The organism is Streptomyces megasporus, from assembly GCF_000718985.1.
In the GTDB taxonomy this organism is placed as follows: domain Bacteria; phylum Actinomycetota; class Actinomycetes; order Streptomycetales; family Streptomycetaceae; genus Streptomyces; species Streptomyces megasporus.
The window spans coordinates 113,443-127,139 of sequence record NZ_JODL01000006.1; the positions used below are offsets into that span (position 1 = coordinate 113,443).

Consider the following 13,697-nt stretch of genomic DNA (forward strand, 5'->3'; position numbering starts at 1 on the left):
GCAGGATGGAGAGATGCTGACCACGACCATCTGTGCCGCGCTCTCCGCGGCGGGTCTGGCCGTCGCCTTCCTGACGGCCTTCCGCCGCCGTTTCGCCGCCGCCACACGTATCGCCGCCGTCTCCCTGGTACCCGTCGGGCTGGCGATGTCCGGCCTGGTGGGGCTGTTCGGCGAGGTGGGCGGTGCGGTGGCGACCTGGGCCTCCGACCTGGTGCTCGAACCCATGGTCTGGGCGGGCTTCGGGGTGCTCGCCCTGGCCGTGGTGCTCTACGTGGTGGGTCGTGTGGCCGGGAAGCGGTCCCGCGGACGCGCGGGCGCCCGACCCGAGCGGGGGGAGCGGCGCGCGGCGGAGCCCGGTGCGTCGCGGACCGCCCTGGACGGGGACGGCCGCGGGCGTCCCACGGCGGGCGGCGGCGACGCGGACGACTTCTCGGAGATCGAGGCGATTCTGAAGAAGCACGGCATCTGATATCGGTGAACCCCGTTGCCGGACGGGTGTGTTGCGCCGTTCGGCGGGGAGTTCTGCGTCATGATCGCGGCACGATGCAGCACATCACCGGGGATCGCTTCCCCAGCACCGACAGTGACACCGACAGCGCCCTCGACAGCGCCCCCCACAGCGGCCCCGGCAGCGACACGGGCGCCGACACGGGCACACGGCCCGACTCCCGGCACGACCGCCCGCCCGACGGCCCGGTGGAGGTCCACGGCTGCCTGTTCGCTCTCTCCCAGCCTCCGCTGATGGTCTTCCTGACCGTCGTCGGCACGCTGATCCTCCTGGCCGCGGTGCACGACCTGTTCCTGTTGTGAGTCCCCGCCTGTCGTGAGTCCCCGCGGACGTGGGCCCGGCGCGGGCCGTGGCCGGCCGCTCTCCGGCGCGTCGGATGTCGTCGGATGTCAGGGCCGGTTCTCGGCGGACTCGCGCTGCCGCGCCCGGTAGGCGGCCACGTGCAGGCGGTTGCCGCAGGTGCGGCTGTCGCAGTAGCGGCGCGAGCGGTTCCGGGACAGGTCGATGAAGGCGCGGTGGCAGTCGGGGGCCGCGCAGCGGCGCAGTCGCTCGAGCTCCCCGGCCACGAGGAGGAAGGCCAGGGCCATCCCGCCGTCCGCGGCGAGGTGGTCGGCGACGGAGGCGCCCGGCGCGAAGTAGTGGATGTGCCAGTCGTAGCCGTCGTGGTCGGTGAGTTGCGGCGTCGTCCCGGCCGAGGCGACCAGCGTGTTCACCAGCTCGGCGGCGCCGCGCTCGTCGGGGGCGGCGAACACCTCCCCGAACCGCTCGCGCACGTTCCGTACGGCGGCCAGGTCCGTCTCGTCCAGGGCGTCCACACCGCTGATGGTGTTGCGGACGATGAAGGCGCGCAGTGCGTCGACGTCCGTGAGGGTGTCGGGCGTGTGCTCGTCGGGGGCGGTGTTCAACAGATCGACGACGCAGTCGAGCGCGCACCGGGTGTCGTGGTTGATCAGCACGGTCGTCGCTCCCTGGCCGGTCTCTCGGCGGCGGCCCCGCAGGCCCTGCTGCGGTGAGACTCTAGCCGCTCGCCGGACACGACGAGGCCGCCACCACGCATCACCGTGGTGGCGGCACGGCCGTCGCCGGCGGCCGGGAGCCGGACCCCGAGCCGTCGCCCCGAGTCGGACGGCAGCGGGGCAGCCGGGGGTCGTCAGCTCTCCGCGAGGATGTGGGAGAGCTCCGTGTCGAGGTCGAAGTGCCGGTGTTCGGTGCCGGGCGGAACCGCGGCGTCGGTCCGCTTGAGGAAGGACTCCAGGGCCCGCGCCGGGGCCTCCAGCAGCGCCTCGCCCTCCGGGGAGCTGAGAGCGATGCAGACGACGCCTTGACCGTGGCTGCGGGACGGCCAGACGCGGACGTCGCCCGTTCCGGTGGGGCGGTGCAGACCCTCGGCGAGGAGATCGCGGGCGAACACCCATTCGACGGTCTCTTCGGCGCCGGTGTGGAAGGTGGCGTGGACGGCGTACGGGTCGGCCGTGTCATACCGCAGGCCCGCGGGGACGGGCAGGGAGGACTCGCTCGATACAACGAGGCGCAGGTGCAGCTCGCAGCTGACCGTGGTGTTCATAAGCGCCAGGGCCTTTCGCTCAGTGTGCGCTCGGGGATTCGCACGTCGGCGAGGTCGACATGCCACCTACGAGAGGGTTGTAAACACCTCTGCCCTTTTTGCTGGGCTTCATATCATTCAGATGGAGGAATGGTGATTTATGGAGCCCACTGTTCGGGTGAGCGGTCAAGGGGCTCGGGTAGTGTGGGGCGGGTGGAAACCGAGAGTAAGGAACGGGCCCTCGGTTCGCGGGCACCGCGCTTCATCAGGTCCTCCCGCGCGCTCCACCTGAGTTGGCAGGTGGGCGTCTTCTTCGTCGGGCTCGCCGTCGTGATCGCCGGGGTGCTGATGCTCGTGTTCCCCGGGCCGGGCTGGCTGGTGATCTTCGCGGGGCTGGCGATCTGGGCGACGGAGTTCGTCTGGGCGCAGATCGTCCTGCGCTGGACGCGGCGCAAGGTCTCCGAGGCGGCCAAGCGCGCGCTCGACCCCAAGGTGCGGCGGCGCAACATGCTCATCACGGCGCTGGGCATGGTCATCGCCGCGAGTCTGCTGGGCGTCTACCTGGCGCTGTACGGGGTCGTCATGCCGTGGGAGCTCAAGGGCTGAGAGCCGCCGGCCTCCGGGGGCGCGCGGGGTCACGAGCAGTCGCTGACATGCGGTAATGTTGGCGTCGCACCCGGGCGATTAGCTCAGTGGGAGAGCGCTTCGTTCACACCGAAGAGGTCACTGGTTCGAACCCAGTATCGCCCACCGACGGGCCGGGGTCCCGGAAGGCGGAACAGCCTTCCGGGACCCCGGCCCTTTCGTCAGTCGGCCCGTGTGGTGCGCGGGTCACCGACGGTGAATCGCGCACGGCGGTCGGTGAATTCCGTCCGAACCGTTGACGCCCCTGTCGCACGTCCTTAGGTTAGCCCGGCAAGCGCTTGCCTAAAACGTTTCAAGCACTCGGTACGGCGGGACGAACCCGCCCGGGAGGGGCGTGTCATGAGTTCTCGACTGAGCAGGACCACAGGCCTGCGGGCGCTGGGCGCCGGTCTTGTCGCGCTGGGGCTGCTCGCCTCCGGATGCGGTGGCGGCGGTGACAGCGGAGACGGCAAGGTGACGATCCGCTACTCCTGGTGGGGCGCGCAGGACCGGGCCGACCTGATCAACAAGACCATCGAGCTGTTCGAGAAGGAACACCCGAACATCGAGGTCAAGACCGACTTCCAGGAGTACGGGGACTTCTGGACGAAGTTCAACACCCAGGCCGCGGGCGGCAACCCCCCGGACGTCTTCCAGAACTCCCACGCCTTCCTGCGCAAGTACGGGCAGAAGAACCTGCTGCTGGACCTCAACGCCCAGGTGAAGGCCGGCAACCTGGACCTGAGCGACTTCCGGCAGGGTCTGGAGAAGGCCGGTGAGGTCGACGGGAAGCTCCTGGGCGTGCCGGTGGGCGCCAACACCTTCACGGTCGTCTACGACGTGGAGGCGTTCAAGAAGGTCGGCGTCACCCCCGAGCCCGGCTGGACCTGGGAGGACTTCGACAAGGCCGTCGAGAAGATCAGCGGTTCGAAGAAGGACTTCTGGGGCGCCAGCGACAACGGTGGCGTGATGTACCTGTACGACCTGTACCTGCGCCAGCAGGGCAAGGCGTTCTTCACCGAGAAGGGGCTCGGCTTCACCGAGGCCGACCTGAGGAAGTGGTGGGGCGACCACCGCGAGAAGAGCAAGGAGGGCCTGCTCGTCCCGGCCAAGCAGTCCGAGCAGGTCAAGCCCAAGTCCTCGGTCAGCGCGGAACTGTCGGCCGCCGAGTTCACCTGGGACAACTTCCTGGTCCGCTACACCTCCGAGACGGACAAGGAACTCGCCCTGGCGCCGATCCCGACCATGGACGGGAAGAAGACCGGGCAGTACCTCTCCTCGCTGATGCTCAGCGCCTCCGCCCGCACCAAGCACCCGGAGGAGGTCGCCACGTTCATCGACTTCATGGTCAACGACCCCGAGGTCGGGAAGATCATGGGCTACAACCGCGGCGTCCTGCCCACCAACGCCCAGTTCGAGGCGTACAAGCCCGAGGGCCCCGACGCCATGATCGCCGAGTACGAGAACAGCGTCACCGAGTACCTGGAGCCCATCACGCCGCACCCGGCGGGCACCGACACCGTGGAGGCGGCTTTCCTGAGCATCTACGGCTCGGTCGCCCAGGGCACCACCTCGGTCGACGACGGAGTCGCCCAGTTCTTCGGCGAGGCGAAGACCGCGCTCGGCTCCTGACTTCAGAGGAAAGCTCCGTGACAAGCACCGACATCTCCGCCCCGTCCGTGGACGGCGAGGAGCGGGACGACCGGAAGACCCGGCGTCCCGCGCCGTCCCCCGGGCCCGCCGCCTCCGCCCGGCGGCGGGCCCGGCGGGAGACCCTGGCCGGCTATCTGTTCCTCTCCCCGTGGTGCGTCGGCATCCTGCTGCTCACCCTCGGGCCCATGCTCGTCTCGCTCTACCTGGCGTTCACCGACTACAACCTCTTCGACTCGCCCCGCTGGGTCGGTCTGCGGAACTTCTCCGAGATGTTCTCCGACGACCGCTGGTGGCAGTCGGTGAAGGTCACCGGGCTGTTCGTGCTGATCGCCACCCCGCTCAAGCTCGCCATCGCGCTCGGCGTGGCGATGCTGCTGGTCAAGCCCCGCAAGGGACAGGGCTTCTACCGCTCGGCCTTCTACGCCCCCTCGCTGATCGGGGCGAGCGTGAGCATCGGCATCGTCTGGCGGGCCCTGTTCCAGGACGACGCGGTGGTGGACCGGTCCCTGAGCCTGTTCGGCTGGTCCGGCGGCGGCTGGATCGGCGACCCCGACTGGTCGATGCCCACGCTGATCGCCCTCTCCGCCTGGCAGTTCGGCGCACCGATGGTCATCTTCCTGGCCGGACTCAAACAGGTGCCGCGCGAGCTGTACGAGGCGGCCGAGGTGGACGGGGCCGGCGCCTGGCGGCGGTTCCGCTCCATCACCCTGCCCATGATCTCCCCGGTGGTCTTCTTCAACCTCCTGCTGGAGATCATCCACTCCTTCCAGATCTTCACCTCCGCGCTCGTGATCGCCGGCCCCGGCGGCGGACGCGCGGGCGGCCCCGGTGACTCGCTGCTCGTCTACACCTGGTACCTGTACGAGCAGGGCTTCTCCAACCTCCGCATGGGCTACGCCTCCGCGATGGCGTGGATGCTGCTGGCCGGGATCGCCGTGGTGACCGCCGTGCTGTTCTGGTCCCAGCGCCGCTGGGTGCACTACGAGGAGGGAGGCCGATGAGCGCCCCCGCCGGAACCGTCCGTCCCGCCCAGGCCACCGCCGCGCCGCGGCGCCGGCCGAGGTCGGTCCTGTGGCACGCCGGTGCCCTGGCCGTCCTGGTCGTCGTGCTCTACCCCGTGATCTGGGTGATCGGCGCCTCCCTCAAGCCGGGCGACGAGATCGTGGGCAGCCTCCAACTGCTGCCCACCGACCCCATCACCGACAACTACGAGCGGCTCGCCGACGGCATCGCGGGCATCGGCATCGAGACCTTCTTCGTCAACTCCCTGATCGTGGCGCTGGGGTCGGTGATCGGGGTGCTGTTCTCCTGCTCCCTGGCCGCCTACGCCTTCGCCCGTGTCCGCTTCGCGGGCCGCAACCTGCTGTTCACGCTGATGATCGGCACCCTGCTGCTGCCCGTCCACGTCCTGCTGGTGCCGCAGTACGTGCTGTTCCAGAAGATGGAGCTGGTCAACACCTACGTGCCGCTGCTGCTGGGCAAGTTCCTCGCGGTGGACGCCTTCTTCGTCTTCCTGATGGTGCAGTTCATGCGGAACTTGCCCAAGGAGTTGGACGAGGCGGCCCGCATCGACGGCTGCGGACACTGGCGCATCTACTGGACCATCGTGCTGCCGCTGTGCCGCCCCGCGCTGATCACCAGCTCCATCTTCAGCTTCATCTGGGCCTGGAACGACTTCCTCGGACCGCTGATCTACCTCAACGAGCCCGAGAAGTACACCGTCTCGCTCGGTCTGAAGATGTTCATGGACCAGGACAGCCTCGCCGACTACGGAGGCATGGTCGCCATGTCGATGGCGGCCCTGCTGCCGGTGCTGCTGTTCTTCCTCGCCTTCCAGCGCCACCTCGTCGAGGGCGCGGCCACCTCCGGGCTCAAGGGGTGAGGCGGGCACGATGACGACGAGGACCGAGGCACCCGCCGGAACCGTCCGGCACTCCCCGGACGCGGAGACCGCGGACGGGGAGCGCCCGGCCGCGGACCCCGCGGGGCGCGGGCCCCTGGCGAACCGGTTCGCCCTCTTCGCCGAGTGCCTGCTCACCGGTGTCTGGCTGCTGCTCGCCGGGCTCCTGCTGATCACCGCGCTGCCCGCGTTCGCCGCGGCCTGCGGGCACCTGCGGAGGTACCTGGACGCCGAGCGGGCCGGGTGGCGGGAGTTCGGCGCCGACCTGTGGACGGCCCTCCGCGAGGGCCTGCGGTTCTCGCTGCTGTGGTGGGCGGCCCTGGCGCTGCTCGCCTTCGACCTGCGGGTGGTCTCCTCCGGGGTCCTGCCCGGCGGCCCGGCGGTGACCGCCGTCGGGGCCGTCACGGCCGCCTGCGCGGTGGCCGTGGTGGTCACGGGCCTGCGCACGGCCGCCGCATGGCGGCCCGGCGAGGACTGGCTGCGCACCGGTCGCCGTGTCGCGCGCCACGCCTGGCGCGCCGATCCGGGCGGTTCGCTGCTGCTCGCCGGGGGACTGGCCGTGGTCGCCGTCGCCGCCTGGATGCTGGCGCCGCTGGTCGCGCCGGCGCTCGGCGCCCTGGCCGCCTGCGCGGTGGCCGTCGAGCGGCGGTCCGTCCGCCGCTGACTCCCCCTTCCCCACCTCCCCTCACACCGTCCGTGCCGGGCCGGAAACGGGCCCGACACGGACGGGCGACACCTCTATCTGTCATGCACTTGACATAGGAACAGGAGTGTCCATGCCCCCGATCCCTCGACGCGGCGTGCTCCGGGCGGCAGCCGTGGCCGGTGCCGCCGCCCAGGCGTCCTGGCTGCTCGGCAACGCCCCCGCCCACGCGGCCCACACCACCGGAACCACCGCGGGCCCCAAGGACGCGGACGGCCCGGTGAAGATCACCTGGTTGGAGGACGGCGGCCTCGGCGAGGCGCCCGGCAACACCTTCGGAGTGCCCTGGCCCAAGGGCGGGGTCAAGGCCGGCACCGAGTTCTCGCTCGCCACCGCCGACGGCGAGAAGGTCCCCGTCCAGACCTGGACCACCGCCTACTGGCCCGACGGCACCGTCAAATGGACCGCGCACGCCGTCGGCCCCGAGGCCGGGAACGCCTCCTCCTACCGGCTCACCCCGGGCGCCGCTCCGGCCGCGCCCGCCAAGACCGTCACCGTCGAACGCAAGGGCGGCACCGTGGAGGTGGACACCGGCGTCATCACCGCCCGCATCGGCAAGGCCGGCAAGGCCCTGGTGAAGTCCGTCCGCAGGGGCGGCACCGAGATCGCCAAGGACGGCCGCCTCGTCCTCCTCCGCCAAGAGGAGATCGACGACGGCGACCAGGGATCACAGAAGTGGCAGCGCTTCGACAGCGACATCGAGAAGGTCACCGTCGAACAGGACGGCCCCGTGCGGGCGGTGATCCGCGTCGACGGCAAACACCGCAAGGGCGGCCGTGGTTGGCTGCCGTTCGGCATCCGCCTGTACTTCCACGCGGGCGCCGAGTCCTTCCGGATGGTGCACACCATCACCTACGACGGGGACGAGCACGAGGACTTCATCCGCGGTCTCGGCGTGCGCTTCACCGTCCCGATGCGCGACGAGTTCCACGACCGGCACATCCGCCTCGGCGGCGAGGGCGAGGGCATGCTCTCGGAGGCCGTCAGGGGCATCACCGGCCTGCGCCGCGACCCCGGCGCCGAGGTGCGCGCCAAACAGGTCAGGGGCGAGAGACTGCCCGACCCCGCCACCTGGGACCAGCGCGTCACCAGCCGACTCCACCTCATCCCCACCTGGGGCGACTACACCCTCGGCCAACTGTCCGCCGACGGCTTCACCGTCCGCAAGCGCACCAAGCCCGGCCACGGCTGGATTCCCGCGGGCGGCGGACGCCGGGCCTCGGGCTTCGGCTACGTCGGCGGGGCGAGCGGCGGACTCTCCTTCGGGCTGCGCGACTTCTGGCGCAAGCACCCCACCCAGCTCGACGTCCGGGACGCCGCGGGCGACGAGGCCGAGGTCACCCTGTGGCTCTGGTCACCCGAGGCCCAGCCGATGGACCTGCGCTTCTACCACGACGGGCTCGGCCAGGACACCCACGCCGAGCAGTTGGAGGGCCTCAACATCACCTACGAGGACCACGAGCCGGGCTTCGGCACCCCCTACGGCATCGCCCGCACCAGCGAGTTGATGTTCTGGGCCAACGCCGCCACCCCCGACGCCGAGACCCTCGCCCGCCAGGCCAAGGCCGTCCAGACCCCGCCGCAGCTCGTCGCGCCCCCCGAACACCTCGCCGCCACAGGGGTCTTCGGCGGGCTGTTCGCCCCCGTCGACCGCTCCACGCCCGCCAAGGCGAGGCTGGAGGACCACCTGGACTTCCTCTTCGCCTACTACAAGGACCAGGTGGAGCAGCGCCGTTGGTACGGCTTCTGGGACTACGGCGACATCATGCACACCTACGACCCGGACCGGCACCAGTGGCGGTACGACGTCGGCGGCTACGCCTGGGACAACTCCGAGCTCTCCCCGGACCTGTGGCTGTGGTACGCCTACCTGCGCTCCGGTCGCGCCGACGTCTTCCGCTTCGCCGAGGCCATGACCCGCCACACCGGCGAGGTCGACGTCTACCACATCGGCGAGTGGGCCGGGCTCGGCACCCGCCACGGCGTCCAGCACTACGCCGACAGCGCCAAGCAGCAGCGCATCTCCACCGCCGTCTACCGACGCCCGTACTACTTCCTCACCGCCGACGAGCGCTGCGGCGACCTCATGCACGCCCTCGTCGACTCCGACGAGACCTTCCTCGCCCTGGACCCGCTGCGCAAGATCCGCACCGAGCCCTACGAGCCCGATCCGCGCGCGCTGGCCATCGGACTGGGCACCGACTGGAGCGGACTGGCCGCCGCCTGGCTCACCGAGTGGGAACGCCGCGGCCCCAAGGCGGAGAAGGCCGAGAGGAAGCTCAAGGCCACCATGCGCACCATCGCGCGGATGCCCAACGGCTTCTGCACCGGCGAGGGCCTCTACGACATCGAGACCGGGGAGTTCGCCGAGGCGGAGAAGAAGGTCTCGATGAGTCACCTGAGCGCGATGTTCGGTCAGGTGGAGATCTGCGCCGAACTGATCCACATCACCGACGTCGAGGGCTTCGAGGAGGCGTGGCTCCAGTACTGCCGCCTCTACGGCGCCACCCGGGAGGAACAGCGGGCCGAACTGGGCGGGTACGCGACCAACCTCATCCTCCAACAGGGACACTCCCGCCTCACCGCCTACGCGGCCTCCCGGCTGAAGGACGAACGGGACAAGTACGCCACCCGCGCCTGGCGGGAGTTCCACACCAAGGACCAGTGGGGCTACGCCGAGTCCTCCCCGTGGAAGACGGAGAGGATCACCGGTCCCATGGCGCTGGTCGAGGGCAGCGGAGCCCCCTGGGTGGACACCAACACCACCGCCCTGTACGGGCTGGCCGCCATCCAGAACCTCGCCCTGATCGGGGACCGCATCCCCGAGTGACCCGACGACCGGCGGGCGGAGGGAGCGCGGGGAGCCGCCCCTCCACCCGCCGTCGTGCGTCGAGCGGTCGTCAACTCCCGCCGGCGGGGCGGAGGAACGCGCCGGGGACGGAACCGTCACCGGGGAACCGGCGGCGCATGGCGACGGCGACCGGGGGGCATCGGTGGGACGGAGAACGTTCGACGCGCACGGCGCGCGAGGCGCCCGGGGAGAGGGATCGGCCACCGTGGGACTGAACCACTACCGCTTCCGCAGCGTGTGGACCCTGGACGCGCCGGCGGACACCGTCCACGCCGTGCTGGAACGGGTCGAGGAGTACCCCCTCTGGTGGCCGCAGGTGCGCGAGGTCCACCGGTGGGACGACGGGCACACCGGGACCGCCGTCTTCCGCTCCCTCCTGCCCTACGACCTGCGGGTCACCGCCCGGGCCACGCACCGCGACCCCGCCGCGCGCGTCCTGGCGATCGCCCTGTCCGGGGACCTGGACGGCTGGGCCCGCTGGCGGACGGCGCCACGCGACGGCGGCACGACCGGCGGCACCCGAGTCCTCTTCGAGCAGGAGGTGGAGGTCCGCAGCCCCCTCCTGCGGCGGCTGGCGCTGCCCGGACGCCCCCTGTTCAAGGCCAACCACACCCTGATGATGCGCGCCGGGCGCCGCGGACTGCGGCGCCGGCTGGAAGGACGGCACCGGGGCCGGAGCAGGACGGGCGGCCCCGCCGACCGGTCGGGACGAGGGCCCGAGGGCGAACGGTTTGGATGATCCCCCGGCCGCCCTGTATGGTTCTCGTCGTGCCGAGGGGCACGACACCCGGGCGATTAGCTCAGTGGGAGAGCGCTTCGTTCACACCGAAGAGGTCACTGGTTCGAACCCAGTATCGCCCACCGCCCGACGAGGCCGGTTCCGTCCGACGACGGAACCGGCCTCGTCGCGTGGGGCCGTGCACGGCCTCACCTCTCAGGCCGTGGCCGGGACCCGCGGACGCAGCGGCCACGCGGGATCGACGACCTCGTCCGACCCGTTGCGCGTGAACCACGCCTGGAGCCCTCGCGCCTGCGCGGCGTGCCAGACCGCCTGCAGGGTGTGCAGTTCGGTCGGCGACAGCGACGACAACCGCCGCGCGAAACGACGTCCCACCTCCCGGACGACCCGCAGCGCCGCCGTGGCGTCGGCCGCGGCGTCGTGGGCCCCGTCCGCCTCCACCCCGTAGTGCCCGCACAGGTCGGTCAGCGTCCGACGGCCCTTGCGGTAGCGGTCCAGGTGCTTGTCCAGGACCTTGGGGTCGAGCACGCACATCGGCGCGGACCCCGCGGAACGCTCCAGGGAGGTGTCGCGGTGCCGCCGCAACTCCCGGTCCAGCAGCGTCAGGTCGAACGGCGCGTTCATCACCACCAGCGGTCTCCCCGCGGACCCCTGGGCGGCCAGGGCCCGGACGATCTCCTCCAGTACCTCCGCCGGGCGGCGGCCGTGCTCGCGCAGGTGCTCCCCGGTCAGTCCGTGCACGGCCGTCGCGGCCTCCGGCACGGGCACCCCCGGATCGACCAACCAGCGCGTGGCCCGTACCGGCGCGTCCGGGGCGTCCTGGAGCACCAGTGCGGCCGAGACGATCCGGTCCCGCTCCGGGTCCACCCCCGTGGTCTCGGTGTCGAAGGCGGCGAGCGGTCCCTCGTACCACACCGTCATGTCCCGTATCCCCTCCGTGTCCTTCCCGGCGCCGCGCCGACCGCGGGGCGTCGCCCCGGTTGATACCGCACCCGGCGCGCGGCCAACCCCGCCCCCTCCGCGCCGGCCCGTGCCGATCCGCGACCGTTTCGCGGTCCGGGCGCCGGGATCGGTACGATTCACGGTGCGCCGCGATCGCCGGCGCGCACCGAGACAGATGAGCAGTCAGGAGAGACCGGTGACGGACGTCCGTGTGATCATCCAACGCGATTCCGAGCGGGAAGAGCGCGTGGTGACCACGGGCACCACGGCCGCCGACCTCTTCGACGGCGACCGCTCGGTCATCGCCGCGCGCGTCGGCGGGCAGCTCAGGGACCTGGCCCACGAACTCGCCGACGGCGACGAGGTCGAGCCGGTGGAGATCTCCAGCCCCGACGGCCTGGACATCCTGCGGCACTCCACCGCCCACGTGATGGCCCAGGCCGTGCAGGACCTCTTCCCGGAGGCCAAGCTCGGCATCGGCCCGCCCATCCGGGACGGCTTCTACTACGACTTCGACGTCCCCGAGCCGTTCACCCCGGACGACCTCAAGCGCATCGAGAAGCGGATGCAGGAGATCGTCAAGCGCGGTCAGCGCTTCTCCCGCCGCGTGACCAGCGACGAGGAGGCCCGCGAGGAGCTGGCCGCGGAGCCCTACAAGCTGGAGCTGATCGGACTCAAGGGGAACGCCGCCGAGGCCGCCGAAGGCGCCTCCGCGGAGGTCGGCGCGGGCGAGCTGACCATCTACGACAACCTCGACGCCAAGACGGGCGAGCTGTGCTGGAAGGACCTGTGCCGCGGCCCGCACCTGCCGACCACCCGCACCATCCCGGCGTTCAAGCTGATGCGCTCGGCCGCCGCGTACTGGCGCGGCAGTGAGAAGAACCCCCAGCTCCAGCGGATCTACGGCACCGCCTGGCCGTCGAAGGACGAGCTGAAGGCGCACCTGGAGTTCCTGGCGGAGGCCGAGAAGCGCGACCACCGCAGGCTCGGCGCCGAGCTGGACCTGTTCTCCATCCCCGAGGAGCTGGGGTCGGGCCTGGCGGTCTTCCACCCCAAGGGCGGCACCGTCCGCCGGGTGATGGAGGAGTACTCCCGCAGGCGGCACGAGCAGTCGGGGTACGAGTTCGTCAACACCCCGCACATCACCAAGGAGGGCCTCTTCGAGACCTCCGGGCACCTGCCGAACTACGCGGAGTCGATGTTCCCGCCGCTGGAGTTCGAGGGGCAGAACTACCGCCTCAAGGCGATGAACTGCCCGATGCACAACCTGATCTTCAAGGCGCGCGGGCGGTCCTACCGGGAGCTGCCGCTGCGGCTGTTCGAGTTCGGCACGGTCTACCGCTACGAGAAGTCCGGTGTGGTGCATGGCCTGACCCGGGCCCGCGGTTTCACCCAGGACGACTCGCACATCTACTGCACCAAGGAGCAGATGCCCGACGAGCTGGACAACCTGCTCACCTTCGTGCTGGACCTGCTCCGCGACTACGGCCTGAGCGACTTCTACCTGGAGCTCTCCACCCGCGACGACTCCGAGAAGTTCATCGGCGAGCCCCAGGAGTGGGAGGAGGCCACCGAGGCGCTGCGGCAGGCCGCCGGCAAGCAGGGTCTGGAACTGGTGATGGACCCGGGCGGCGCGGCCTACTACGGTCCCAAGATCTCCGTCCAGGCCCGTGACGCCATCGGCCGCACCTGGCAGATGTCCACGATCCAGGTGGACTTCCAGCAGCCCAAGCGGTTCGAGCTGGAGTACACCGCCGCCGACGGCTCCCGGCAGCGGCCGGTGATGATCCACCGCGCGCTGTTCGGCTCCATCGAGCGGTTCTTCGCCGTCCTGCTGGAGCACTACGCGGGCGCCTTCCCGGCCTGGCTGGCCCCGGTCCAGGCGGTCGGCATCCCCATCGGCGACACCCACGTGCCGTACCTGGAGGAGTTCGCCGCCCAGGCGAAGGCCGCCGGGCTGCGGATGGAGGTGGACTCCTCCTCGGACCGGATGCAGAAGAAGATCAGGAACGCGCAGAAGAGCAAGGTGCCGTTCATGATCATCGCCGGTGACGACGACATGGCGAACGGGGCGGTGAGCTTCCGCTACCGCGACGGCTCGCAGAAGAACGGGGTGCCGCGCGAGGAGGCCATCGCGGAGATGGCCAAGGCCGTCGAGTCCCGCATCCAGGTCTGACGGCCCCGCCGCGGTCGGTCACCGGGCCCCGGAGCGAGACCGCTCCGGGGCCCGGTGC

The 13,697-nt window shown here is 70.9% G+C and carries 13 protein-coding genes and 2 tRNA genes; 12 read left to right on the forward strand and 3 right to left on the reverse strand.

What is annotated here, in order from left to right; genetic code table 11:
- The first annotated feature begins 13 nt into the window (after positions 1–13).
- On the forward strand, positions 14–469 hold the full coding sequence (locus IF47_RS0108240; RefSeq protein ID WP_031507669.1) for a hypothetical protein: 456 nt from the start codon (positions 14–16) through the stop codon (positions 467–469).
- A gap of 74 nt (positions 470–543) precedes the next feature.
- The gene (locus IF47_RS27585; RefSeq protein ID WP_037732220.1) at positions 544–810 is read left to right on the forward strand and encodes a hypothetical protein; all 267 of its coding nucleotides are present in this window, start codon (positions 544–546) and stop codon (positions 808–810) included.
- A gap of 87 nt (positions 811–897) precedes the next feature.
- Here the strand turns inward: IF47_RS27585 and IF47_RS0108250 are convergent, their stop codons facing one another.
- On the reverse strand, positions 898–1,464 hold the full coding sequence (locus IF47_RS0108250) for a CGNR zinc finger domain-containing protein (protein ID WP_031507671.1): 567 nt from the start codon (positions 1,462–1,464) through the stop codon (positions 898–900).
- Between the two features lie 194 nt (positions 1,465–1,658).
- The gene (locus IF47_RS0108255) at positions 1,659–2,072 is read right to left on the reverse strand and encodes an SsgA family sporulation/cell division regulator (RefSeq protein ID WP_003959770.1); all 414 of its coding nucleotides are present in this window, start codon (positions 2,070–2,072) and stop codon (positions 1,659–1,661) included.
- Positions 2,073–2,201: 129 nt separating this feature from the next.
- Between IF47_RS0108255 and IF47_RS0108260 the strand changes: the two genes are divergently transcribed.
- The 9 genes from IF47_RS0108260 to IF47_RS0108300 all read left to right on the forward strand — a co-directional run bounded on the left by IF47_RS0108260 (position 2,202) and on the right by IF47_RS0108300 (position 10,643).
- The gene (locus IF47_RS0108260; protein WP_078591653.1) at positions 2,202–2,657 is read left to right on the forward strand and encodes a TIGR02611 family protein; all 456 of its coding nucleotides are present in this window, start codon (positions 2,202–2,204) and stop codon (positions 2,655–2,657) included.
- Between the two features lie 72 nt (positions 2,658–2,729).
- Positions 2,730–2,801 (forward strand) — tRNA-Val (locus IF47_RS0108265).
- A gap of 234 nt (positions 2,802–3,035) precedes the next feature.
- On the forward strand, positions 3,036–4,307 hold the full coding sequence (locus IF47_RS0108270) for an ABC transporter substrate-binding protein (protein WP_031507678.1): 1,272 nt from the start codon (positions 3,036–3,038) through the stop codon (positions 4,305–4,307).
- A 47-nt stretch (positions 4,308–4,354) separates the two neighbouring features.
- Positions 4,355–5,329 carry a carbohydrate ABC transporter permease gene (locus tag IF47_RS0108275; protein ID WP_245641049.1) on the forward strand — a complete coding sequence of 325 codons (975 nt, stop codon included), beginning with the start codon at positions 4,355–4,357 and terminating at the stop codon, positions 5,327–5,329.
- Positions 5,326–6,210 carry a carbohydrate ABC transporter permease gene (locus IF47_RS0108280; RefSeq protein WP_031507681.1) on the forward strand — a complete coding sequence of 295 codons (885 nt, stop codon included), beginning with the start codon at positions 5,326–5,328 and terminating at the stop codon, positions 6,208–6,210. The genes IF47_RS0108275 and IF47_RS0108280 overlap by 4 nt, the downstream gene beginning before the upstream one ends.
- A 10-nt stretch (positions 6,211–6,220) precedes the next feature.
- The gene (locus IF47_RS0108285) at positions 6,221–6,892 is read left to right on the forward strand and encodes a hypothetical protein (RefSeq protein ID WP_245641042.1); all 672 of its coding nucleotides are present in this window, start codon (positions 6,221–6,223) and stop codon (positions 6,890–6,892) included.
- A gap of 112 nt (positions 6,893–7,004) precedes the next feature.
- A complete protein-coding gene (locus tag IF47_RS0108290; RefSeq protein WP_031507684.1) occupies positions 7,005–9,761 on the forward strand; it encodes an exo-rhamnogalacturonan lyase family protein in 2,757 nt (918 codons plus the stop codon).
- A gap of 226 nt (positions 9,762–9,987) precedes the next feature.
- Positions 9,988–10,521 carry an SRPBCC family protein gene (locus tag IF47_RS0108295; RefSeq protein WP_037732224.1) on the forward strand — a complete coding sequence of 178 codons (534 nt, stop codon included), beginning with the start codon at positions 9,988–9,990 and terminating at the stop codon, positions 10,519–10,521.
- 50 nt (positions 10,522–10,571) lie between these two features.
- A tRNA-Val gene (locus IF47_RS0108300) sits at positions 10,572–10,643 on the forward strand.
- Positions 10,644–10,716: 73 nt separating this feature from the next.
- On the opposite strand, the gene IF47_RS0108305 is transcribed toward IF47_RS0108300, so the two are convergent.
- Positions 10,717–11,442, reverse strand: a complete 726-nt coding sequence (locus tag IF47_RS0108305; protein ID WP_031507688.1) for a 3'-5' exonuclease — start codon at positions 11,440–11,442, stop codon at positions 10,717–10,719.
- A 217-nt stretch (positions 11,443–11,659) separates the two neighbouring features.
- On the opposite strand from IF47_RS0108305, the gene thrS reads away from it, so the two are divergent.
- A complete protein-coding gene (thrS, locus tag IF47_RS0108310) occupies positions 11,660–13,639 on the forward strand; it encodes a threonine--tRNA ligase (RefSeq protein ID WP_031507690.1) in 1,980 nt (659 codons plus the stop codon).
- Positions 13,640–13,697: the final 58 nt, after the last annotated feature.

What these genes read in the sequence shown, in the direction of transcription:
- IF47_RS0108255 (WP_003959770.1), bottom strand. Translation starts at nt 2,072, where the DNA reads ATGAACACCACGGTCAGCTGCGAGCTGCACCTGCGCCTCGTTGTATCG.
- IF47_RS0108240 (WP_031507669.1), top strand. Translation starts at nt 14, where the DNA reads ATGCTGACCACGACCATCTGTGCCGCGCTCTCCGCGGCGGGTCTGGCC.
- IF47_RS0108270 (WP_031507678.1), top strand. Translation starts at nt 3,036, where the DNA reads ATGAGTTCTCGACTGAGCAGGACCACAGGCCTGCGGGCGCTGGGCGCC.
- IF47_RS0108280 (WP_031507681.1), top strand. Translation starts at nt 5,326, where the DNA reads ATGAGCGCCCCCGCCGGAACCGTCCGTCCCGCCCAGGCCACCGCCGCG.
- IF47_RS27585 (WP_037732220.1), top strand. Translation starts at nt 544, where the DNA reads ATGCAGCACATCACCGGGGATCGCTTCCCCAGCACCGACAGTGACACC.
- IF47_RS0108305 (WP_031507688.1), bottom strand. Translation starts at nt 11,442, where the DNA reads ATGACGGTGTGGTACGAGGGACCGCTCGCCGCCTTCGACACCGAGACC.
- IF47_RS0108290 (WP_031507684.1), top strand. Translation starts at nt 7,005, where the DNA reads ATGCCCCCGATCCCTCGACGCGGCGTGCTCCGGGCGGCAGCCGTGGCC.
- IF47_RS0108285 (WP_245641042.1), top strand. Translation starts at nt 6,221, where the DNA reads ATGACGACGAGGACCGAGGCACCCGCCGGAACCGTCCGGCACTCCCCG.
- IF47_RS0108260 (WP_078591653.1), top strand. Translation starts at nt 2,202, where the DNA reads ATGGTGATTTATGGAGCCCACTGTTCGGGTGAGCGGTCAAGGGGCTCG.